A 21,731-nucleotide genomic window follows, 5' to 3' on the forward strand; every position below is an offset into this window, starting at 1 on the left:
TTAGCGCACGTCGGGGCCAGTCCCAAAATCGATACCCGGCGCGCTACTCGTCCTCGGCCAGCGTGAGCTCGACGCCGCCCACGAAGCCCGCCGACAGGTTGTAGATGAAGGCGCCCAGCGTCGCCAGCGCGGTGGCCAGGACCACGTCGATCACGGCGATGACCGAGGTGAAGATGAGCACGCGCGGCAGCGACAGGAACGACTGCAGATCGAAGCCGTTGCTCTCGTTCGAGCCGGTGGCCTCGCTGATCGTGCCGCCGACCGTCTCGAAGACGCCCATCGCGTCCATGACCATCCACAGCACCGCCGACGCCACGACCGTGCAGATGCCCAGCGCGATCGACAGCAGGAAGCTGACCTTCATCACCGACCACGGGTCGGCCTTGGCCACCCGCAGGCGGGCCTTGCGGGTTCGCGGAGTCGTCCGCGCCCCCGTGCGCGGCTTCCGCGTCGCCTGGGCGCCGCCCACGCCCTGCGCACCGCCCAGCGTGCCGTCGGCCGGATGTCCGGGGCGCTGCTGGCCGCCCTGGGTGCCGCCGCCGGGCGCCTGGTACGCCTGGGGCGGGTGGTACGGCCCCGACGGCCCCGGTGCGGGCTCACGCTCGCCGGGCAGAGGCCCGGTCGCGTAACCCTCGTACTGGGGCTGAGGCCCTCGTGTGTCCGTCACAGTGCCCCCTTGGGAGTCCGTGGCAGGGCCACGGGCACCGTTCGCTCCAGCTCCGGAAGCGGCCGAACCGGCGCCCGTGGCTCCACTCACGCTCTACTCCTCGTGCTCCCCGGTCGAAGGCTCCGTGCCCTCGACAGTGCCCTCTGTCACGCCCTCGGCGTGGACCTCGGCCAGCTCGCCGTCGGCGTCATCGGCCCCATCGACCTCTTCCGCCTCACGACCGGCCTCGGCATTGCGCGCGATGCCGACGACGGCGTCGCGCTTGCCCAGATTGATCAGTTGAACGCCCATGGTGTCACGGCCCGTCTCCCTGACTTCATTGACTCGCGTACGAATCACACCGCCGCCGAGCGTGATGGCGAGGATCTCGTCGGTCTCCTCGACCACCAGCGCACCGACGAGCGATCCGCGGTCCTCCACGATCTTGGCGGCCTTGATGCCGAGGCCGCCGCGGCCCTGGACGCGGTACTCGTCGACGGGGGTCCGCTTCGCGTACCCGCCGTCGGTAGCGGTGAACACGAACGTACCGGGCCGGACGACATTCATCGAGAGCAGTTCGTCTCCCTCACGGAAACTCATGCCCTTGACGCCCGAGGTGGCACGGCCCATCGGGCGCAGCGCGTCGTCCGTCGCGGTGAACCTGATCGACTGGGCCTTCTTGCTGATGAGCAGCAGATCGTCCTCGGCCGACACCAGCTCCGCGCCGATCAGCTCGTCGTCGCCGCCCTCCGGCATCTCGCGCAGGTTGATCGCGATGACACCGCCCGAGCGCGGCGAGTCGTAGTCCTTGAGCGCGGTCTTCTTCACGAGACCGCCCTTCGTCGCCAGGATCAGGTACGGCACGGCCTCGTAGTCGCGGATCGCCAGGATCTGGGCGATCTTCTCGTCCGGCTGGAAGGCCAGCAGGTTGGCGACGTGCTGGCCGCGCGCGTCCCGGCCGGCGTCCGGGAGCTCGTACGCCTTGGCCCGGTAGACCCGGCCCTTGTTCGTGAAGAACAGCAGCCAGTGGTGGGTCGTCGAGACGAAGAAGTGGTCGACGATGTCGTCTTCCCGCAGCTTCGTCCCCCGTACGCCCTTGCCGCCGCGCTTCTGTGAACGGTAGTCGTCCGTCTTCGTGCGCTTCACATAACCGCTGCGGGAGATCGTGACGACGATGTCCTCCTCGGCGATCAGGTCCTCGATGGACATGTCACCGTCGAAGGGCACCAGCTTCGAGCGCCGGTCGTCGCCGAACTTGTCGACGATCGCCGCCAGTTCCTCGCTGACGATCGTGCGCTGCTTCGCGGGCGAGGCCAAAATCTCGTTGTACTCGTTGATCTTCGCCTGGAGCTCGTCGTGCTCGGCGGTGATCTTCTGGTGCTCCAGCGCGGCCAGCCGGCGCAGCTGCATCTCCAGGATCGCGTTCGCCTGGAGCTCGTCGATCTCCAGCAGGCCCATCAGGCCCTCACGCGCGATCTCCACCGTGTCGGAGCGCCGGATGAGGGCGATGACCTCATCGATGGCGTTGAGGGCCTTGAGGAGGCCGCGCAGGATGTGCGCCCGCTCCTCCGCCTTGCGCAGCCGGAACTTCGTCCGCCGGACGATGACCTCGATCTGGTGCGTCACCCAGTGGCGGATGAACGCGTCGATCGACAGCGTGCGCGGCACCCCGTCGACGAGCGCCAGCATGTTCGCGCCGAAGTTCGTCTGGAGGTCGGTGTGCTTGTACAGGTTGTTCAGGACGACCTTGGCGACCGCGTCCCGCTTGAGGACGACGACCAGGCGCTGACCGGTGCGCGATGACGTCTCGTCGCGGACGTCGGCGATGCCACCGACCTTGCCGTCCTTCACCAGGTCGGCGATCTTCTGCGCGAGGTTGTCGGGGTTGGTCTGGTACGGAAGCTCCGTGACGACCAGGCACTGACGGCCCTGGATCTCCTCGACCGCGACGACCGCGCGCATCGTGATCGAGCCACGGCCGGTGCGGTACGCCTCCTCGATGCCCTTACGGCCGACGACGAGCGCGCCCGTCGGGAAGTCGGGGCCCTTGATCCGCTCAAGGAGCGCGTCCAGCAACTCCTCGTGCGAAGCCTCCGGGTGCTCCAGGTACCACTGCGCGCCGGCCGCGACCTCGCGCAGGTTGTGCGGCGGGATGTTGGTGGCCATACCCACCGCGATGCCCGCGGAGCCGTTGATCAGGAGGTTCGGGAACCGCGCCGGGAGGACGACCGGCTCCTGGTTACGGCCGTCGTAGTTGTCCTTGAAATCGACGGTCTCCTCGTCGATGTCCCGGACCATCTCCATGGACAGCGGCATCATCTTGCACTCGGTGTACCGCATGGCGGCGGCCGGGTCGTTGCCCGGGGAACCGAAGTTGCCGTTGGAGTCCACCAGCGGCATGCGCATCGACCAGTGCTGCGCGAGGCGCACCAGGGCGTCGTAGATGGAGGAGTCGCCGTGCGGGTGGTACGTGCCCATGACGTCACCGACGACGCGGGCACACTTGTAGAACCCCTTCTCGGGGCGGTAGCCGCCGTCGTACATCGCGTACAGCACCCGGCGGTGGACGGGCTTGAGGCCGTCCCGTACGTCGGGCAGCGCTCGCGAGACGATGACGGACATCGCGTAGTCGAGGTAGGAGCGCTGCATCTCCGTCTCGAGCCCGACGGGCTCGACACGCATGCCCACACCGGGGACGATCGCTTCCTCGGGAACCACGGGTTCAGGTGTCACAGGGGTGTTCTCGTCGGCCATTGCTGGTCAAAGTCCTTTCGAGCTGCGGCGTCGCTGGTACGGCCGACTCAGATGTCGAGGAAGCGGACGTCCTTGGCATTGCGCTGGATGAACGAACGCCGTGCCTCGACGTCCTCACCCATGAGCACCGAGAACAGGTCGTCGGCCTGCGCCGCGTCGTCCAGCGTGACCTGGCCGAGGACCCGGTGGTCGACGTCCATGGTCGTGACGCGCAGCTCTTCGGCGTTCATCTCGCCGAGACCCTTGAAGCGCTGGATCGAGTCTTCCTTGATCCGCTTGCCGTTCTGCTTGCCGAGCGCCACGAGCGCGTCGCGCTCCCGGTCCGAGTACGCGTACTCGAAGTCGTCCCGGCCCCACTTGATCTTGTAGAGCGGCGGGCGCGAGAGGTAGACGTGCCCCGCCTCCACCAGCGGCCGCATGAAGCGGAAGAGGAAGGTCAGCAGCAGGGTGTTGATGTGCTGACCGTCGACGTCGGCGTCCGCCATCAGGATGATCTTGTGATAGCGGAGCTTCTCGATGTCGAAGTCCTCGTGGACCCCGGTGCCGAACGCCGAGATCAGCGCCTGGACCTCGGTGTTCTGGAGGATCTTGTCGATCCGGGCCTTCTCGACGTTCAGGATCTTGCCGCGGATGGGCAGGATCGCCTGGTACATCGGGTTACGGCCGGACTTCGCCGAACCACCGGCGGAGTCACCCTCGACGATGAAGATCTCGCACTTGGTGGGGTCGTTCGACTGGCAGTCACTGAGCTTGCCCGGCAGCGAGGCGCTCTCCAGGAGCCCCTTGCGCCGCGTCAGGTCACGCGCCTTACGGGCCGCCACACGGGCGGTCGAGGCGGCGATGCCCTTACGGATGATGTCGGCGGCCTCGTTGGGATTGCGGTCGAACCAGTCCGTCAGCTGCTCGTGGACGACCTTCTGCACGAAGGTCTTGGCCTCCGTGTTGCCCAGCTTGGTCTTCGTCTGGCCCTCGAACTGCGGCTCGCCGAGCTTCACCGAGATGATCGCGGTGAGGCCCTCGCGGACGTCCTCGCCGGTGAGGTTGTCGTCCTTCTCGCGGAGCAGCTTCTTGTCGCGCGCGTACCGGTTGACCAGCGAGGTCAGCGCCGCACGGAAGCCCTCCTCGTGCGTACCGCCCTCGTGCGTGTGGATCGCGTTGGCGAAGGAGTAGACGCCCTCGGTGTACTGCGTGTTCCACTGCATGGCGATCTCGGCCGAGAGAAGACGGTCCTTGTCCTCGGCCTCGATGTCGATCACCGACTGGTGGATGACGTCGCCCTTGCGGGAGTTGAGGTACTTGACGAAGTCGACGATGCCGTTCTCGTAGTGGTACGTGACCGACCGCGTCGTCTCCTCCTCGGGAACCTCGACGGCCTCCACGCTGTCCGCGCCCGCCGTGGCCTTCGCCGACTCGCGCTCGTCGGTCAGCTTGAGGGTGAGGCCCTTGTTGAGGAACGCCATCTCCTGGAAGCGGCGCGAGAGAGTCTCGAAGCTGTACTCGGTGGTCTCGAAGATGTCCCCGTCGGCCCAGAAGGTGACCGACGTACCGGTCTCCTCGGTGGCCTCGTGCTGGGCCAGCGGCGCGGTCGGGACGCCGAGCTTGTAGTCCTGGGTCCAGCGGTAGCCGTCCGTCCTGACCTCGACGGCGACCCGGGTGGACAGGGCGTTGACGACGGAGACGCCGACGCCGTGCAGACCGCCGGAGACGGCGTAACCGCCGCCGCCGAACTTGCCGCCCGCGTGCAGGACGGTCAGCACGACCTCGACGGCCGGCTTCCCTTCGGACGGCACGATGCCGACCGGGATGCCGCGGCCGTTGTCGATCACGCGCACCCCGCCGTCGGCGAGGATCGTGACGTCGATGGTGTCCGCGTGGCCGGCCATCGCCTCGTCGACCGAGTTGTCGACGACCTCCTGCACCAGGTGGTGCAGGCCGCGCTCACCGGTCGAGCCGATGTACATGCCAGGTCGCTTGCGGACCGCGTCCAGCCCTTCCAGCACGGTGATCGCGCTGGCGTCGTACGAGGCGGTGACCTCGCCGTGCTCACCGGCTGTGGACGGAATGTTCTCGTTGGGGTTGCCGGAATCGGCCACGAAGCGCCCTTTCTGGCACAGCACAGGCCGTTCTCCGGACAGGCGGGAGCGGCTGCGTCGTTCGGCTTGTATCAACGACTCCCGCCTCAGCGGCGGGATTACTCACCAGTCTACCGGTAGCGCCGACATGATTGGGGGTTTGCCGGTACCTGAGTCCGGCTGTGCCGCCCTGAATGAGCGGCTGACGACTCCCCATATTCAGGAAGGGGCTCCAAGAGGCCCTGAAGGGCTTTGAGCGCTTCGGCCTGTCAACCTCCCGCTACGGTGAGGGACGCTCCGGCCGTACCGTCCGGTTTCCTCCCGGGCAAACCATGACGAACCCGACGCCATGCTCGCCCAGTACACGACACTTTTACGCCGAAAGTGCAGCTCAGCGTTGCCGCGCGGCGATCCGCACGGAAGCGGCGAGGGGGCGCGGAACCCGACCGCGGGCCCACGGCGGCCCGCCGCTTCCGGCGGCCGGCCCGAACCCTCACCCGTAGGTGTCGCCCGGCCCCTTGCTGCCGGGCGCCCGCAACGGCCCGTACCGGCGCTCCGGACCGCCCGGCCCGACCACCTTGATCAGCCGTACGGTGCCGTGCCCCAGATCCGCGTTCAGCCGGGCCACCAGCTGCGGAGCCAGCAGCCGCAGCTGCGTCGCCCACGCCGTCGAGTCGCAGCTCACGGTCAGCACCCGGGCATCCGGAGCGTCGTCGTACCGCAGCGGTACGCAGTGCTTCGCCAGGTCCTCGCCGACGATCTGCGGCCACCGCCCCATCACCCCGCCGACCGCCGCGGGCGACTCCCAGCCCCGCTCGGTGATCAGCCGGTTGATCGCGGAGCCCAGCGCCAGCGGATCCCGGCCGTCCGACCGGGCCCCCGAGCGCAGCCCGCCGCCCCGCCGGGCCTGCTTCTTCTGCTGCGCCGCCGCGCCCCGCGCCCTGGCCTGCTCCTTCGCCGCCCGCAACGCGACCCGTGCGAGATCGACCCCGGTCACCTCGGGCGGCTTCGACGCCCCGGAAGACACCCCGGCGGACGCTCCGGAAGCGGCCGGGTCCGGCAGGGCGTCTCCCGCGCCGCCGGGCCCGTCGACCCGATCCGCGCCCACATCCTTGCCCGTCGCGCGGGCCGCACTCGTACCGCTCGCGCGCGAGGCCGATCCCCGCCGGCCCGTCCCGCTTCCGTCCCGGCCGGTCATACGCGCTCCACCTCGCCCGCGGTCACCGCGTACCGCGTCCCCGCCAGTACGCCCGGCACGTCCTCCGTCACCGCGGCCGTCACGAGCACCTGCTCGCCCTGGGCCACCAGCTCCGCCAGCCGCTCCCGGCGGCGGGCGTCCAGCTCGGCGAAGACGTCGTCCAGGACCAGCACCGGCTCGTTGCCCTCGGAGCGCAGCAGCTCGTACGAGGCCAGCCGCAGCGCCAGCGCGTAACTCCAGGACTCGCCGTGACTGGCGTACCCCTTCGCCGGCATCCCCCGCAGACCGAGCACCAGATCGTCGCGGTGCGGACCGACCAGGGTCACGCCCCGCTCGACCTCCTGCTTGCGGACCCCCACGAGCGCCGCGAGCAGCTGCTCGTACAGCTCGTCGCGGGTGCGCGCGGGACCCACGTCCTCGCCGACCGAGCTGCGGTACTCCAGCGCCACCGGACCGCCGCCCGGCGCGACGTCCCCGTACGCCTTGTCGGCCAGCGGCTGGAGCGTGGCGATCAGATCCAGACGCTGCGCGAGCAGCTCGGCACCCACCCGGGCCAGGTGCTGGTCCCAGACGTCGAGGGTGGACATGTCCATCGAGCGGCCGCCGTGCCGCCGGGCCATCGCCGCGGACTTCAGCAGGGTGTTGCGCTGCTTGAGCACCCGCTCGTAGTCGGAGCGGACCCCGGCCATCCGGGGCGAACGCGCCGTGATCAGCTCGTCCAGGAACCGCCGCCGCTCGCCGGGGTCGCCCTTGACCAGGGCCAGATCCTCCGGCGCGAACAGCACCGTCCGTACGATGCCGAGCACGTCACGCGGTCTGACCTGCGAGGACCGGTTGATCCGGGCCCGGTTCGCGCGGCCGGGGTTCAGCTCCAGCTCGATCAGCTGCGAACGCTCGCCCTGGGTGACCGCCGCGCGGATCACCGCCCGCTCCGCTCCCATCCGCACCAGCGGGGCGTCCGAGGAGACCCGGTGGCTGCCGAGGGTGGCGAGGTAGCCGACGGCCTCGACGAGGTTGGTCTTGCCCTGGCCGTTGGGGCCCACGAACGCGGTGACGCCCGGGTCGAGAGGGACCTCGACCCGGGCGTACGAGCGGAAGTCGGCCAACGAGAGATGGGTGACATGCATGTGCGCCGACCTCCCGGGCCTTTCTGTTCCGCTGTTGGTGCTGGTGCCGCTTTTCCTGGTGGTGCGGCGGGACTACTTCTTGTTCTCGACCGCGTGCCCGCCGAACTGGTTGCGCAGTGCGGCGATCATCTTCATCTGCGGCGAGTCGTCCTGGCGCGAGGCGAACCGCGCGAACAGCGACGCCGTGATCGCGGGCAGCGGCACCGCGTTGTCGATCGCGGCCTCCACCGTCCAGCGGCCCTCGCCCGAGTCGGCGGCGAAGCCCCGGAGCTTGTCCAGGTGCTCGTCGTCGTCGAGCGCGTTGACCGCGAGGTCGAGCAGCCAGGAACGGATGACCGTGCCCTCCTGCCAGGAGCGGAAGACCTCGCGCACATCGGTGACGGAGTCGACCTTCTCCAGCAGCTCCCAGCCCTCGGCGTAGGCCTGCATCATGGCGTACTCGATGCCGTTGTGGACCATCTTCGCGAAGTGGCCGGCGCCGACCTTGCCCGCGTGGACGGAGCCGAAGTCGCCCTCGGGCTTCAGCGCGTCGAAGATCGGCTGGACCTTCGCCACGTTCTCGTCGGTGCCGCCGTACATCAGGGCGTAGCCGTTCTCCAGGCCCCAGACGCCGCCGGAGACTCCGCAGTCGACGAAACCGATGTCCTTGATGCCCAGCTCGACGGCGTGCTTCTCGTCGTCGGTCCAGCGCGAGTTCCCGCCGTCGACGACGACGTCGCCGGGCGAGAGCAGCTCCGCCAGCTCGTCGATCGTGGACTGGGTCGCGGCACCGGCCGGGACCATGACCCAGACGACCCGCGGGCCCTTCAGCTTGCCCACAAGCTCTTCGAGACTGTGGACATCGGCGACATCCGGGTTGCGGTCGTAACCGATGACGGTGTGGCCTGCGCGGCGAATGCGCTCGCGCATGTTGCCGCCCATCTTGCCGAGGCCGACGAGACCGAGCTCCATCAGAGATTCCTTAAGCGTCGTGGCGATAAGCGTCGGGGTAGGTGCGCCCAGGACCGAGCCTACGCCCGGCCGGGGACAGCACGGCGGGCCCGCTCCGCGCCGAGCGGGCCCGCCGGAAACTGCCGCGGACACGTCCCCCGGCCGGCCGGGGGAAGCGGGATCAGCCGGAGAGGCGCACCGGCATGATCAGGTACTTGTACGCGTCGTCCGCCTCGGCGTCGACGGCCGGGCGGCCGCTGAGCAGGGCGGGCTTGGTGGACGTGGTGAACGAGAGCTGAGCGACGGGGGAGTCGATCGCGCTCAGACCGTCCAGCAGGAACGTCGGGTTGAAGGCGATCGAGATGTCGTCGCCCTCCAGCACCGCGTCGACCCGCTCCACAGCCTGTGCGTCGTCACTGGAACCGGCTTCCAGGATGAGGACGCCCTGCTCGAAGCTGAGCCGCACGGGCGTGTTGCGCTCGGCGACCAGGGCCACACGCTTGACGGCCTCGACGAAGGGGGCCGTCTCGATCACCGCGACGGAGTTGAACTCGGTCGGGAAGAGCGTGCGGTACTTCGGCAGGTCGCCCTCGAGCAGCCGGGTGGTGGTCCGGCGTCCGGCGCCCTCGAAACCGATCAGGCCCTCGCCCGCGCCGGAGCCGGAGAGCGCCAGGGTGACCGTGTCGCCGCTCGTGAGCGCCTTGGCGGTGTCCAGGAGCGTCTTGGCGGGCACCAGGGCGACCGCCGAGGCGTCGGCGTTCTCCGGCTTCCACAGGAACTCGCGGACCGCGAAGCGGTAGCGGTCCGTGGAGGCGAGGGTGACCGTGTCTCCCTCGATCTCGATGCGCACACCGGTGAGCACCGGCAGCGTGTCGTCGCGGCCGGCGGCGATGGCGACCTGGGCGGCGGCCGAGGCGAAGACCTCACCGGGAACGGTGCCCGTGGCGGTCGGCATCTGCGGCAGCGCGGGGTACTCCTCCACAGGCAGTGTGTGGAGGGTGAAGCGGGAGGAGCCGCAGACGACCGTGGCGCGCACACCGTCGGTGGAGATCTCCACCGGGCGGTTGGGCAGGGCGCGGCAGATGTCGGCGAGCAGCCGGCCGGAGACGAGCACCGTGCCGTCCTCGTCGATCTCCGCGTCGACGGAGACCCTGGCGGAGACCTCGTAGTCGAAGCTGGAGAAGCTGAGAGCCCCGTCCTCGGCCTTCAGCAGAAGGCCCGCGAGAACGGGCGCCGGCGGACGGGCCGGGAGGCTGCGGGCCACCCAGGCCACCGCCTCCGCGAGTACATCGCGCTCCACCCGGATCTTCACCGGAACCGCCTCCTGCTGTTGCTCGCTCGCCCTGCTGGCCTTCGTCGTCTGGACCGGAGCTCCCTGCCGAGGGCTGGGGAGTCTCCGGGGTCCAGTCTGACGTACGGCACCGACAGTCGTTGCTGCTCGGGGTCAAGTCGGGCCGAGAGCTTCGCGGCGGTCGACGGTCGAGTTGTACACAGGCCCCACTTCGAAGCTGATCCCTGGCTAACTCTGGGTGGTAGTAGTAGTAGGCCTTGTGGATACCGTGGATAACGTCGTTTGCGCAGGTCAGCAACGGTTTTTTGTCCACCGGTCCTGTGGGTGGCACCCGTGGACAACCAGGGCTTTCTGTGGACGGGCGAAAGTTCTGCACACCCGATGCACAGGAGGGGGCCACTTCTCCCCAGGCCTGTCCCCAGCTTTACCCACGTTCCCCACAACCCAACCGGCCTCCTTGGTGTGACGCCTTTCACTCCGGGCGGTGAGAGCGTGTGTTGCGTTGCCGAACAGTGGACAGGGGTGTGGAGAAGCGGGGGGAAGCTGGGGACAACAGGGCTCAGCCTGTGGGCCGCCGGTGGACAACATCGACGACCCCCTGTGGACGAAAAGACTGTCCACAGCCTGTGGACAGCGGTTGACCACAAATCCCCAACCATGTGACCTGGCCTGATGGAGTATCGGCAGCGCGCCCTGTGGACGCAATATGGACAACTTCCCAGTCCCCAGGCTGTGGACGGAAGATTTCCCGCACATCTGTGGAGAAGGGCCTCTGAACGGCCCGTATTCGAACAGCACGGGCCCGGCGGAGCGCTCGTCGCGGGCCGCCGACAGCCCGATGGCCGCCCTGGGCGGCCCGCCGCGGGGCCCTGAGAACGCGAGAAGCGCCTGCCGCGGGCCGTGGTGGTCCGTGACAGGCGCCCCTGACAAACGCTTCCGGAGAAGCCCGACGAGCCGGGAGCCGGCCGTGTGAAGCCGGCGTCAGCCGTTCTTGATGCGGTTGGTCAGCTCGGTGACCTGGTTGTAGATGGAGCGGCGCTCCGCCATCAGTGCCCGGATCTTCCGGTCCGCGTGCATCACCGTCGTATGGTCGCGGCCGCCGAACTGCGCACCGATCTTCGGCAGCGAGAGGTCGGTCAGCTCGCGGCACAGATACATGGCGATCTGGCGCGCCGTCACCAGGACCCGGCTGCGCGAGGATCCGCAGAGGTCGTCCACGGTGAGGCCGAAGTAGTCCGCGGTCGCGGCCATGATGGCCGGCGCGGTGATCTCCGGGGCGGACTCCTCGCCGCCCGGGATCAGGTCCTTCAGGACGATCTCGGTCAGCCCGAGGTCCACCGGCTGCCGGTTGAGCGAGGCGAAGGCGGTCACCCGGATCAGGGCGCCCTCCAGCTCACGGATGTTGCGCGAGATCCGCGAGGCGATGAACTCCAGGACCTCGGGAGGGGCGTTGAGCTGCTCCTGCACCGCCTTCTTGCGGAGGATCGCGATCCGGGTCTCCAGCTCGGGCGGCTGGACATCGGTGGTCAGGCCCCACTCGAAGCGGTTGCGCAGCCGGTCCTCCAGCGTCACCAGCTGCTTGGGCGGCCGGTCCGAGGAGAGCACGATCTGCTTGTTCGCGTTGTGCAGCGTATTGAAGGTGTGGAAGAACTCCTCCTGCGTCGACTCCTTGCTCGCCAGGAACTGGATGTCGTCGACCAGCAGGATGTCCACATCGCGGTACCGCTTGCGGAAGGTGTCGCCCTTGCCGTCGCGGATGGAGTTGATGAACTCGTTGGTGAACTCCTCCGAGCTCACGTACCGCACCCGGGTCCCCGGGTAGAGGCTCCGTGCGTAGTGCCCGATGGCGTGCAGCAGGTGGGTCTTGCCGAGCCCCGACTCCCCGTAGATGAAGAGGGGGTTGTACGCCTTCGCGGGCGCCTCGGCGACGGCGACGGCCGCGGCGTGCGCGAACCGGTTGGACGCCCCGATGACGAAGGTGTCGAAGAGGTACTTCGGGTTCAGCCGGGCATGCGGTTCGCCGGGTCCCGGCGCGGGGGCCGGCTGGGCGCCCATCGGACCGGGGACCGAGCCGCCGGTCCGCCCGGGGCCGTGACCGCCCCGGCGGTGCTGCGGCTGCTGGTCCTGCCGGTCGGGCCGCTGCTGCTCGTACCCCTGGTGCTCGGGCGGCTGCGACCGGTAGTCGTGCTGGGGGCGCCCGGTGCCGTACGGCTCGCGCCACTGCTCGGAGGGCTGCTCCCGGTACTGCTCGTTCTCCCGGTACCCGTCGCCCTCGCGGTACTGCTCGCCGGAGGGCTGCTCGCGGTCCTGGTACCCGCCGTGCCGCGGCTGCTGCCAGGAGAGGTCCTCCTGGGTACGCGGCCAGGCGCCGGGCTCCGGGCGCTGCTGCTGGTAGTCGGGGTAGGCAGGCCGGGCCGTCGGCATCCCGTCGTCGGAGGGCCGGTGGCCGTATCCGTCGTACGCGTCGTTGCGCTGGGAGTCCTCACGCGGCTGCTGCGCCGGGTAGCGGTGGCCCTGCTGGCTCTGGTGCGACTGGTGCATCGGGGGCGACGGCGGGGCGGGCTGGTCGCCCGCGGAGTCGTCGACGGTGATCGCGATCCGGATGGGGCGGCCGCACTCGCGGGTCAGCGTCTCGCTGATCAGCGGCGCGAGCCGGCCCTCCAGGACGCGCTTGCCCCATTCATTGGGGACGGCCAGCAGTGCGGTGTCGGCGACGAGTGCCAGCGGCTGGCAGCGCTCGATCCACTGCTTGTCCTTCGGCTCGATGCCCTGCTGGCCCTCCCCGAGGAGTTGTTCCAGCACTCGCGGCCACACTGCGGCAAGATCGGCAGGTACGTCAGCCACAAGGCACGCTCTCTCGCATGTCCCACGAATGTGTGGTTCTCGGGACGGGATGGGTCGGGTCGGGTGAGGCCCGGCAGTCGGGAAGGAAAAGAACCGGGAGTTCAGTCACGGTAGTCAGGCCGACCCGCGCGGTTCAAGTTGTTGTCCACAGGCTGTGCACAATGAGGGGTCACGCGAAGCCGGTTTGACCGGATGGCGTAGCCGCGCGTACCGTGACCAGGTCGAGTTGTCGATGGCTGCTGCCGCCTGCCTCCGATGGGCAAAGATCACGATCTGTGATTGTGAAGCGGTGCACTAAGGCGTTTACGCGAGTTCCTCGTGGGCGCACGGTGACAGCCAGGCGATGTCCCGCCAACACACGAATCATTTCTGGAGCCCCCGAGTGAGCAAGCGCACCTTCCAGCCGAACAACCGTCGTCGCGCCAAGACCCATGGCTTCCGGCTGCGCATGCGTACCCGTGCCGGCCGTGCGATTCTCGCGAACCGCCGTGGCAAGGGCCGCAGCAGCCTGTCCGCCTGATATCGCTTACAGGTCCATGACGTGCTGCCTACCGAGAATCGGCTGAGGCGGCGCGAGGACTTCGCGACCGCGGTACGACGAGGACGTCGAGCCGGACGTCCGCTGCTCGTCGTCCATCTACGCAGCGGTGAAACGGACCCGCACGTGACGGGGGAGAGTGTTCCCCCGCCGCGTGCGGGTTTCGTTGTCAGCAAGGCCGTGGGTGGCGCCGTCGTCCGTACCGCGGTCAAGCGGAAGCTTCGCCACCTGGTCCGCGACCGGCTGGCTCAGCTGCCCCCCGGTAGCCTTGTTGTCGTACGGGCGCTGCCCGGTGCGGGCGACGCCGACTATGCACAGCTGGCCCGAGACCTGGACGCCGCCCTTCAGCGGCTGCTGGGAGGGGGCGCGCGATGAAGTACCCGCTGCTTGCTCTCATCAAGCTGTACCAGTGGACGATCAGTCCACTCCTCGGGCCTGTCTGCCGGTACTACCCGTCGTGTTCCCACTATGGATATACGTCGATCGACAGGCACGGTGCCATCAAGGGAACAGCGCTGACGGCCTGGCGCATCCTGCGGTGCAATCCGTGGTCACCCGGCGGTGTGGATCATGTTCCGCCACGTAAGCGTCCGCGGTGGCACGAGCTGCTGCGTAATGCCCTGCGCGGCGAAAAGGGCGGGGAGTCCGCCGCTGATGTGCCGCCCGGGGGGTCGGTCTCCGAACCTCCGAGCCCGGCCGCAGAGACCTCGCCCAATGCTCAAGGAGCCTGATTAGTGGACACGATTGCCAGTCTGTTCAGCTTTATCACCACACCCGTCTCATGGGTCATCGTTCAGTTCCACAAGGTCTACGGGGCGCTCTTCGGTGACGACTCCGGCTGGGCCTGGGGCCTGTCGATCGTGTCCCTGGTGGTGCTGATCCGGATCTGCCTGATCCCCCTCTTCGTGAAGCAGATCAAGTCGACCCGCAACATGCAGGTGCTCCAGCCGAAGATGAAGGCGATCCAGGAGCGCTACAAGAACGACAAGCAGCGTCAGTCCGAAGAGATGATGAAGCTGTACAAGGAGACGGGTACCAACCCGCTCTCCTCGTGCCTTCCCATCCTGGCGCAGTCCCCGTTCTTCTTCGCCCTGTACCACGTGCTGTCGTCCATCGCCTCGGGCAAGAAGATCGGGGCGATCAACCAGGACCTGCTGGACAGCGCCCGTGAGGCCCACATCTTCGGTGCCCCGCTCGCCGCGAAGTTCACGGACAGCGTCGAGAAGGTCACTTCGCTCAACGCCGACCTGCTGGACGTCCGGATCATCACCGCGATCATGATCTTGCTGATGTCCGCGTCGCAGTTCTTCACCCAGCGCCAGCTGATGACGAAGAACGTCGACCTGACGGTGAAGACCCCGTACATGCAGCAGCAGAAGATGCTGATGTACATCTTCCCGGTCATCTTCGCCGTGATGGGCATCAACTTCCCCGTCGGTGTCCTGGTCTACTGGCTGACCACGAACGTCTGGACCATGGGCCAGCAGATGTACGTGATCAACCAGAACCCGACGCCGGGCAGCAAGGCGCAGGACGCCTACCTCCAGCGGGTCCTCAAGAGCGTGACCGCCCACGAGCAGGTCCGCGGCCGCACCCGGCGCAACACCGTCAAGGCGATCGTCGCCAAGGGACCCGACCGCAACGACATCGAGCGCAAGTTCATCACCAGCCTCGGCAAGCTGGGTCTCGCGGCCCAGGAGGACGGCACGGTGCAGAAGAGCGAGACCGCCGCCGCCGATGCCGAGGGCAGCCAGGCGCACAAGCGTCAGCAGCCCAAGCGCCAGACCAAGGCGAAGCGCCAGACGACCGGTGCCACGGCCGGTGGAGCCAAGGACTCGGAGCCTGCGGAAGCCGGCTCCAAGACCTCGCTCGAGAAGCAGGACGCACCGCAGGACGACCAGCCGAAGTCGGCGGGCAAGCCCGCCTCCGGCTCCTCACGCCAAGCCAAGTCCGGACAGCGCAAGGGCCCGCAGCGGCCCAAGCACCCGTCCAAGAAGTAAGAAGGAGTCCATCCGTGACGGAAGGCACCACTTCCACGGCCGCCGCCGAGGCCGGGAGCGACACCCTGACCCGCCTGGAGCAGGAGGGCGAGATCGCGGCCGACTACCTTGAGGGACTGCTCGACATCGCCGACCTCGACGGCGACATCGACATGGACGTCGAGGCGGACCGGGCCGCGGTGTCGATCATCAGCGAATCGGCACGCGACCTCCAGAAGCTCGTGGGCCGCGACGGTGAGGTCCTGGAGGCGCTCCAGGAGCTGACGCGACTGGCCGTCCACCGGGAGACCGGCGACCGCAGTCGGCTGATGCTGGACATCGGCGGTTTCCGGGCCAAGAAGCGCGAGATCCTCGCGGAGCTGGGTGCCAAGGCCGCGAACGAGGTCAAGAGCTCGGGCGAGCCGGTGAAGCTGGACCCGATGACGCCGTTCGAGCGCAAGGTCGTGCACGACGCGATCGCCGCGGCCGGTCTCCGGAGCGAGTCGGAGGGCGAGGAGCCGCAGCGCTTCGTCGTCGTTCTCCCGGCCTGACCGGATCCTTGTACTGTCGGCCCCGTCTGTTCGCAGGCGGGGCCGATCTTTGTCAGCCTGATATTCAGCCACCCACAGTGCGCTAGTGCGGTACGGAAGGACGGTCCCCGTGACGGAGGCAGCAGAGCTCCCCCAGGCACCTGCGGAGGCGCAGGCGGTGTTCGGAGAGTTCTTCCCGGAGGCTGTCCGGTACGCGGAGCTTCTTGCGGATGCGGGGGTCAAGCGAGGCCTGATCGGGCCGCGTGAAGTCCCCCGGCTGTGGGAGCGGCACCTGCTGAACTGCGCGGTGCTCTCCGAGGTCGTGCCCGAAGGCGTCACCGTCTGCGATGTGGGCTCGGGCGCGGGTCTGCCCGGGATCCCGCTGGCCCTGGTGCGCGCCGATCTCAAGATCACCCTGCTGGAGCCGCTGCTCCGGCGGACGAACTTCCTCCAGGAGGTCGTCGACCTGCTCGGCCTGGACCATGTGACGGTCGTGCGCGGCCGGGCGGAGGAGGTCCTCGGGACGCTTCAGCCCGTGCAGGTGGTGACCGCCCGTGCGGTGGCGCCGCTGGACCGGCTGGCGGGCTGGGGGGTGCCCCTGCTGAAGCCGTACGGTGAGATGCTCGCGCTCAAGGGCGATACCGCCGAGGAGGAGCTCAACGGTGCCAGGGCCGCTCTCAGTAAGCTCGGTGTCCTGGAGACCGAGGTGCTGCATGTCGGCGAAGGTGTGGTCGATCCGCTCTCCACGGTGGTCCGCGTCGTGGTGGGCGAGAGCCCGGGCGGTGTGAGGTTCGCCGCAAAGAGGGCCAAGGCCGCCCGGACGGGTCGCACGCGCAGGCGTCGCTGAGGGGCATCGCGGGACACTGTTGTCGTCCGGCCGAGGGCTCCGAGCGGTCGACCGGTATGCGGAGTCCATGACGTCTTGGGGCGCTTAGCAGTGGTTCGACCGGAAAGTAGCCATACGTACCTCGTGCGGAGTGTCGTGGCCTGGTAGTTGCTTCGCGGGGGCATCGTGTTTCACGTGAAACGTCGCTCTCTGCTGCAGGGAATCATCGGCCGCGGTCGTGCGGCTGCCACGCCGCGCGACCGCAAGCCCGGACGGGTTGCCGAGTTGTCCACACGCACGGATTCATCCACAGAACAGCGGGCCTCGCTGGTTCACGACCCCGAAAGCATGGCAGGCTCTGTCCATTGCGAGCCTGAAGTCGAGGAGAGTGAATCCTTGCGGTCCGACGCCAACATCGCGGGACCGATGACCGACCCGGTCCCCGGTCCCCGAACCGAGTCCGTGGGTGAGGGTGTTTCACGTGAAACACCGCCGCCGATGGACGACACACCCATCGGCCGTGCCGCTCAGCTGGCGGTCGAGGCCCTCGGCCGCGCCGGCGAAGGGCTGCCCCGTCCTGACCGCACCCGCGTCATGGTGGTGGCCAACCAGAAGGGCGGAGTCGGCAAGACGACCACGACGGTCAACCTTGCCGCTTCCCTGGCCCTGCACGGTGCGCGCGTTCTGGTGGTCGACCTCGACCCGCAGGGCAACGCCTCCACGGCTCTGGGCATCGACCACCACGCCGATGTCCCCTCGATCTACGACGTCCTGGTGGAGAGCCGCCCGCTCTCCGAGGTGGTCCAGCCCGTGCCGGATGTCGAGGGTCTTTTCTGTGCCCCCGCCACCATCGATCTCGCCGGTGCGGAGATCGAGCTGGTCTCGCTGGTGGCACGGGAGAGCCGGCTTCAGCGGGCCATCCAGGCGTACGAACAGCCGCTGGACTACATCCTCATCGACTGCCCGCCTTCGCTGGGCCTGCTGACGGTGAACGCGCTGGTGGCTGGGGCCGAGGTGCTGATTCCCATCCAGTGCGAGTACTACGCCCTGGAAGGCCTGGGCCAGCTCCTGCGGAACGTCGACCTGGTGCGGGGCCATCTGAATCCGGATCTGCACGTCTCGACGATCCTGTTGACCATGTACGACGGCCGGACGAGGCTCGCCTCCCAGGTCGCCGAGGAGGTTCGTACCCACTTCGGCAAGGAAGTGCTGCGGACGAGCATTCCGCGGTCGGTGCGCATCTCGGAGGCGCCGAGCTACGGGCAGACCGTGCTGACCTATGACCCGGGTTCCAGTGGTTCGCTCTCGTACCTCGAAGCCGCCCGGGAGATCGCCCTGCGAGGCGTCGGGGTGCACTACGAGGCTCAGCACGCCCACACGAGCAGTCAGAACAGCCAGCAGAACGTTTCGGAGGGCATTCAGTGAGTGAGCGTCGTAGAGGGCTGGGGCGTGGGCTCGGTGCGCTGATCCCCGCCGCTCCCCAGGAGAAGCAGGTGTCGGCACCCGGAGGCGGCGCCGCGCCGTCCGGCGCGGGTCCGGTTCTGACGGCGGAGCGCGGGGTGGCCGCAGCGAAGGTGACCGCGCTGCCGTCCGTCCCGGTGGTGCCTGAGCCGGCGTCCGCCCCTGAGGACCGGTCCGAGCGGGATGCCGGGACGTCCGGCGCGTACTTCGCCGAGCTGCCGATCGGGGAGATCACCCCGAACCCCCGCCAGCCCCGTGAAGTCTTCGACGAGGACGCGCTGGCCGAGCTGGTCGTCTCCATCAAGGAAGTCGGTCTTCTCCAGCCGGTCGTCGTCCGGAAGGTGGGCCCGGACAGCTACGAGCTCATCATGGGTGAGCGTCGGTGGAGGGCCTGCCGCGAAGCGGGCCTGGAGCGGATTCCCACCATCGTCCGCGCGACGGACGACGAGAAGCTTCTGCTGGACGCGTTGCTGGAGAACCTCCACCGGGCTCAGCTGAACCCGCTGGAAGAGGCGGCTGCGTACGACCAGCTGCTCAAGGACTTCAAGTGCACTCATGACCAGCTGGCCGACCGGATCGGCCGCTCCCGTCCGCAGGTGACGAACACGCTGAGGCTTCTGCGGCTCTCGCCGCCGGTGCAGCGCCGGGTCGCCGCGGGCGTTCTCTCGGCCGGTCACGCCCGTGCCCTGCTGTCCGTGGACGACTCCGAGGAGCAGGACCGGCTGGCCCACCGCATCGTGGCCGAGGGGCTTTCGGTGCGTGCGGTCGAGGAGATCGTGACGCTCCTGGGCTCGCACTCCACGAGCTCTCCGAAGCCCAAGGGGCCGAGGGCCGGCGGGCGGCTGTCCCCCGCCCTGACCGACCTGGCGACCCGTCTGTCCGACCGCTTCGAGACCCGGGTGAAGGTCGACCTGGGGCAGAAGAAGGGCAAGATCGTCGTCGAGTTCGCGTCGATGGAGGATCTGGACCGCATCCTCGGCAGTCTCGCCCCGGGCGAGGGCCGTGTGCTGGAGCGTCGGCTCGCCGAGACGTCCGAGGACGACGAGGGCTGAGCCGCAGATTCTCGCGGAAGGGCGGATCGTGCGCCGGTGCATACCGGAACACGGCCCGCCCTTTGCTCTCTCTCGGTATCCGCATCACCTCTGGGTGGATACGATGCGTTCTGGGACGGCGCATCCACGGTGATCGACCTCAGAGGAGGGCGGAGGCCTTGCGAAGAGTGAGCCGTAGTCGGCTCGTCACGGTCGGGCTGGGATTGGGTGCCGTCGGGGGATTCGTCGGCAGTCTGTTCCATGAACGGAGCGCGCTGGCAGCCGCACGTGATGCGGCGGGCGAAGGAAATGAGGAATCGCCGTCATGGGGCGTCGGCTCGTACCACTCACCCTGGACAACCTTCCGGATCTCCCCGAGCGTTGCCGCTCGTGCGTCTTCTGGGAGCTTGACCCGGTCAGTGGGGAAGCCGCGGTAAAGGCGGGCAAGCCGGAGCTGGAGAAGGAAGCCTGGATCTCCGCAGTCCTCCTGGAGTGGGGATCCTGCGGCCGGGTGGTCTATGTGGACGACGTGCCGGCCGGGTTCGTGCTCTTCGCCCCGCCCGCGTACGTGCCCCGCTCGACGGCATTTCCGACCAGTCCGGTCTCCCCCGACGCCGTTCAGCTCATCACCGGTCTGATCATTCCCGAGTACCAGGGCCAGGGGCTGGGCCGGGTCATGGTGCAGACGGTGGCCAAGGATGTCCTGCGACGGGGCTTCAAGGCGATCGAGGCGTTCGGGGACGCTCGGTCCCAGCAAGCCGCGTGCGTACTTCCCGCGGAGCATCTGCTGGCCGTCGGCTTCAAGACCGTGCGGCCGCATCCCGTGTACCCACGGCTGAGGCTGGATCTGCGGACGACGCTCTCCTGGAAGGAAGACGTGGAGATGGCGCTCGACCGGCTTCTGGGGGCGGTCCAGAAGGAACCGGTGTTGCGGCCGTTGTGAGGCCGCTGCTGCCGACCGCCCTGCGAGACGGGCTGCCATGCGAAACGGGCCCACCCTCTCAGAGGGTGGGCCCGTTTCACGTGAAACATCGCGCCGAGGCGCTGCTGCGCGGGCTAAGCGCTGATGAAGCCCTCGAGGTCGCGGAGGATCGCGGCCTTCGGCTTGGCGCCGACGATGGTCTTGGCGACCTCGCCGCCCTGGTACACGTTCAGGGTCGGGATGGACATCACGCCGTACTTGGCGGCGGTGGCCGGGTTCTCGTCGATGTTGAGCTTGACGATCTCGATCTGGTCGCCGTGCTCTGCCGCGATCGCCTCCAGCGAGGGGGCGATCTGGCGGCACGGACCGCACCAGGCGGCCCAGAAGTCCACCAGAACGGGCTTGTCGCTCTTGAGGACGACCTCGTCGAAGGTGTCATCCGTAACGTGCTTCAGGTCGCCGGCCACGGCGGCCTCCTTAGTCTCTCGGGGTGGTGGGGTGCGGTGCGGACGTTCAGACGGCCGGGGTCTTCTCCGGCTCGGCGGGCTCCGTGTCGGCCAGGGCCGCGAGGTAGCGCTCGGCGTCCAGGGCGGCGGAACAGCCGGTGCCCGCTGCCGTGATGGCCTGACGGTAGGTGTGGTCGACCACGTCTCCGGCGCCGAACACGCCGGTCAGATTGGTGCGCGTGGAGGGCGCCTCGACCTTCAGGTAACCCTCGTCGTCGAGCTCCAGCTGGCCCTTGAAGAGCTCGGTGCGCGGGTCGTGGCCGACGGCGATGAACAGTCCGGTCACGGGGAGCTCGGACGTCTCACCGGTCTTGGTGTTGCGCAGGGTCAGACCGGAGAGCTTCTGGTCGCCCTTGACCTCGGCGACCTCGCTGTCCCAGGCGAACTTGATCTTCGGGTCGGCGAAGGCCCGGTCCTGCATGGCCTTGGAGGCACGCAGGGTGTCGCGGCGGTGGACGATCGTCACGGACTTGGCGAAGCGGGAGAGGAAGGTCGCCTCCTCCATCGCGGTGTCGCCGCCGCCGATCACGGCGATGTCGTGGTCCTTGAAGAAGAAGCCGTCGCAGGTGGCGCACCAGGAGACGCCGCGTCCGGAGAGGGCGTCCTCGTTGGGCAGTCCGAGCTTGCGGTGCTGGGAGCCGGTCGTGACGATGACGGCCTTGGCGCGGTGGACGGTGCCCGCGGTGTCGGTGACGGTCTTGATGTCACCGGTGAGGTCGACCGCGACCACGTCGTCGGGGATCAGCTCGGCACCGAAGCGCTCGGCCTGGGCCCGCATGTTGTCCATGAGCTCGGGGCCCATGATGCCGTCCTGGAAGCCGGGGAAGTTCTCCACGTCGGTGGTGTTCATCAGTGCACCGCCAGCCGTGACGGCGCCCTCGAAGACCAACGGGTTCAGCGAGGCGCGGGCGGTGTACAGCGCGGCGGTGTACCCGGCCGGTCCGGAGCCGATGATGATCACATTACGGACGTCGCTCACGGGTTACTTCCTCGTTTCTGCAGACTGCCTAACTGCTTACGGGGTCGGTTCAACGACTCTCACCCCACCCAACGGATCCTACGGCTGATGCATTCCC

At 68.5% G+C, this 21,731-nt stretch carries 19 protein-coding genes; 9 read left to right on the forward strand and 10 right to left on the reverse strand.

Annotated features, from left to right (window positions below):
* Nucleotides 1–43 precede the first annotated feature (43 nt).
* The 8 genes from IG90_RS0101055 to dnaA form a co-directional block, all read right to left on the reverse strand.
* Entirely contained in the window at nucleotides 44–667 is a 624-nt protein-coding gene (locus IG90_RS0101055) for a DUF3566 domain-containing protein (protein WP_030575939.1), read from the reverse strand.
* A gap of 93 nt (nucleotides 668–760) precedes the next feature.
* Nucleotides 761–3,400 (reverse strand): DNA gyrase subunit A, encoded by a 2,640-nt coding sequence (gene gyrA / locus IG90_RS0101060; protein WP_030575941.1) that lies wholly within the window; start codon nucleotides 3,398–3,400, stop codon nucleotides 761–763.
* Between the two features lie 47 nt (nucleotides 3,401–3,447).
* A complete protein-coding gene (gene gyrB / locus IG90_RS0101065; protein ID WP_030575943.1) occupies nucleotides 3,448–5,517 on the reverse strand; it encodes a DNA topoisomerase (ATP-hydrolyzing) subunit B in 2,070 nt (689 codons plus the stop codon).
* 448 nt (nucleotides 5,518–5,965) lie between these two features.
* Nucleotides 5,966–6,469 (reverse strand): DciA family protein, encoded by a 504-nt coding sequence (locus IG90_RS0101070; protein ID WP_124265425.1) that lies wholly within the window; start codon nucleotides 6,467–6,469, stop codon nucleotides 5,966–5,968.
* Nucleotides 6,470–6,666: 197 nt separating this feature from the next.
* Nucleotides 6,667–7,797 (reverse strand): DNA replication/repair protein RecF, encoded by a 1,131-nt coding sequence (gene recF / locus IG90_RS0101075; RefSeq protein ID WP_030575949.1) that lies wholly within the window; start codon nucleotides 7,795–7,797, stop codon nucleotides 6,667–6,669.
* Nucleotides 7,798–7,869: 72 nt separating this feature from the next.
* Nucleotides 7,870–8,748, reverse strand: coding sequence for a phosphogluconate dehydrogenase (NAD(+)-dependent, decarboxylating) (gnd, locus tag IG90_RS0101080; protein WP_030575953.1), 879 nt, complete (start codon nucleotides 8,746–8,748; stop codon nucleotides 7,870–7,872).
* A gap of 160 nt (nucleotides 8,749–8,908) precedes the next feature.
* Nucleotides 8,909–10,039 carry a DNA polymerase III subunit beta gene (dnaN, locus tag IG90_RS0101085; protein WP_003967886.1) on the reverse strand — a complete coding sequence of 377 codons (1,131 nt, stop codon included), beginning with the start codon at nucleotides 10,037–10,039 and terminating at the stop codon, nucleotides 8,909–8,911.
* 960 nt (nucleotides 10,040–10,999) lie between these two features.
* Nucleotides 11,000–12,862, reverse strand: coding sequence for a chromosomal replication initiator protein DnaA (dnaA, locus tag IG90_RS0101090; protein WP_078585109.1), 1,863 nt, complete (start codon nucleotides 12,860–12,862; stop codon nucleotides 11,000–11,002).
* 382 nt (nucleotides 12,863–13,244) lie between these two features.
* On the opposite strand from dnaA, the gene rpmH reads away from it, so the two are divergent.
* The 9 genes from rpmH to IG90_RS0101130 all read left to right on the forward strand — a co-directional run bounded on the left by rpmH (nucleotide 13,245) and on the right by IG90_RS0101130 (nucleotide 20,170).
* Nucleotides 13,245–13,382, forward strand: coding sequence for a 50S ribosomal protein L34 (gene rpmH / locus IG90_RS0101095; protein ID WP_003967884.1), 138 nt, complete (start codon nucleotides 13,245–13,247; stop codon nucleotides 13,380–13,382).
* A gap of 21 nt (nucleotides 13,383–13,403) precedes the next feature.
* Nucleotides 13,404–13,775, forward strand: coding sequence for a ribonuclease P protein component (gene rnpA / locus IG90_RS41260; protein WP_078585110.1), 372 nt, complete (start codon nucleotides 13,404–13,406; stop codon nucleotides 13,773–13,775).
* On the forward strand, nucleotides 13,772–14,131 hold the full coding sequence (yidD, locus tag IG90_RS41265) for a membrane protein insertion efficiency factor YidD (protein ID WP_078585111.1): 360 nt from the start codon (nucleotides 13,772–13,774) through the stop codon (nucleotides 14,129–14,131). The genes rnpA and yidD overlap by 4 nt, the downstream gene beginning before the upstream one ends.
* Nucleotides 14,132–14,134: 3 nt before the next feature.
* The gene (yidC, locus tag IG90_RS0101105) at nucleotides 14,135–15,400 is read left to right on the forward strand and encodes a membrane protein insertase YidC (RefSeq protein WP_030575959.1); all 1,266 of its coding nucleotides are present in this window, start codon (nucleotides 14,135–14,137) and stop codon (nucleotides 15,398–15,400) included.
* Nucleotides 15,401–15,414: 14 nt separating this feature from the next.
* Nucleotides 15,415–15,930: a Jag family protein gene (locus IG90_RS0101110; RefSeq protein ID WP_030575962.1), complete on the forward strand. Its 516-nt coding sequence runs from the start codon at nucleotides 15,415–15,417 to the stop codon at nucleotides 15,928–15,930.
* Nucleotides 15,931–16,039: 109 nt separating this feature from the next.
* Complete coding sequence (gene rsmG / locus IG90_RS0101115) at nucleotides 16,040–16,756, forward strand: 16S rRNA (guanine(527)-N(7))-methyltransferase RsmG (RefSeq protein ID WP_030575965.1); 717 nt, start codon at nucleotides 16,040–16,042, stop codon at nucleotides 16,754–16,756.
* A gap of 327 nt (nucleotides 16,757–17,083) precedes the next feature.
* Nucleotides 17,084–18,160: a ParA family protein gene (locus tag IG90_RS0101120; RefSeq protein ID WP_078585112.1), complete on the forward strand. Its 1,077-nt coding sequence runs from the start codon at nucleotides 17,084–17,086 to the stop codon at nucleotides 18,158–18,160.
* Complete coding sequence (locus IG90_RS0101125) at nucleotides 18,157–19,248, forward strand: ParB/RepB/Spo0J family partition protein (RefSeq protein ID WP_030575968.1); 1,092 nt, start codon at nucleotides 18,157–18,159, stop codon at nucleotides 19,246–19,248. Before IG90_RS0101120 ends, IG90_RS0101125 begins: the two co-directional genes overlap by 4 nt.
* Nucleotides 19,249–19,552: 304 nt before the next feature.
* Complete coding sequence (locus IG90_RS0101130) at nucleotides 19,553–20,170, forward strand: GNAT family N-acetyltransferase (protein WP_030575971.1); 618 nt, start codon at nucleotides 19,553–19,555, stop codon at nucleotides 20,168–20,170.
* A 113-nt stretch (nucleotides 20,171–20,283) separates the two neighbouring features.
* Here IG90_RS0101130 and trxA read toward each other — a convergent pair whose 3' ends face one another.
* Both trxA and trxB read right to left on the reverse strand, forming a co-directional pair.
* On the reverse strand, nucleotides 20,284–20,616 hold the full coding sequence (trxA, locus tag IG90_RS0101135; protein ID WP_018957328.1) for a thioredoxin: 333 nt from the start codon (nucleotides 20,614–20,616) through the stop codon (nucleotides 20,284–20,286).
* 46 nt (nucleotides 20,617–20,662) lie between these two features.
* Entirely contained in the window at nucleotides 20,663–21,634 is a 972-nt protein-coding gene (trxB, locus tag IG90_RS0101140) for a thioredoxin-disulfide reductase (RefSeq protein WP_030575974.1), read from the reverse strand.
* Nucleotides 21,635–21,731: the final 97 nt, after the last annotated feature.

It is taken from the genome of Streptomyces anulatus (genome assembly GCF_000721175.1).
In the GTDB taxonomy this organism is placed as follows: domain Bacteria; phylum Actinomycetota; class Actinomycetes; order Streptomycetales; family Streptomycetaceae; genus Streptomyces; species Streptomyces anulatus_C.

Coding starts and splice junctions, on each gene's coding strand:
- gyrA (WP_030575941.1), bottom strand. CDS start 3,400: ATGGCCGACGAGAACACCCCTGTGACACCTGAACCCGTGGTTCCCGAG.
- recF (WP_030575949.1), bottom strand. CDS start 7,797: ATGCATGTCACCCATCTCTCGTTGGCCGACTTCCGCTCGTACGCCCGG.
- gnd (WP_030575953.1), bottom strand. CDS start 8,748: ATGGAGCTCGGTCTCGTCGGCCTCGGCAAGATGGGCGGCAACATGCGC.
- yidD (WP_078585111.1), top strand. CDS start 13,772: ATGAAGTACCCGCTGCTTGCTCTCATCAAGCTGTACCAGTGGACGATC.
- IG90_RS0101120 (WP_078585112.1), top strand. CDS start 17,084: ATGGCAGGCTCTGTCCATTGCGAGCCTGAAGTCGAGGAGAGTGAATCC.
- IG90_RS0101130 (WP_030575971.1), top strand. CDS start 19,553: ATGGGGCGTCGGCTCGTACCACTCACCCTGGACAACCTTCCGGATCTC.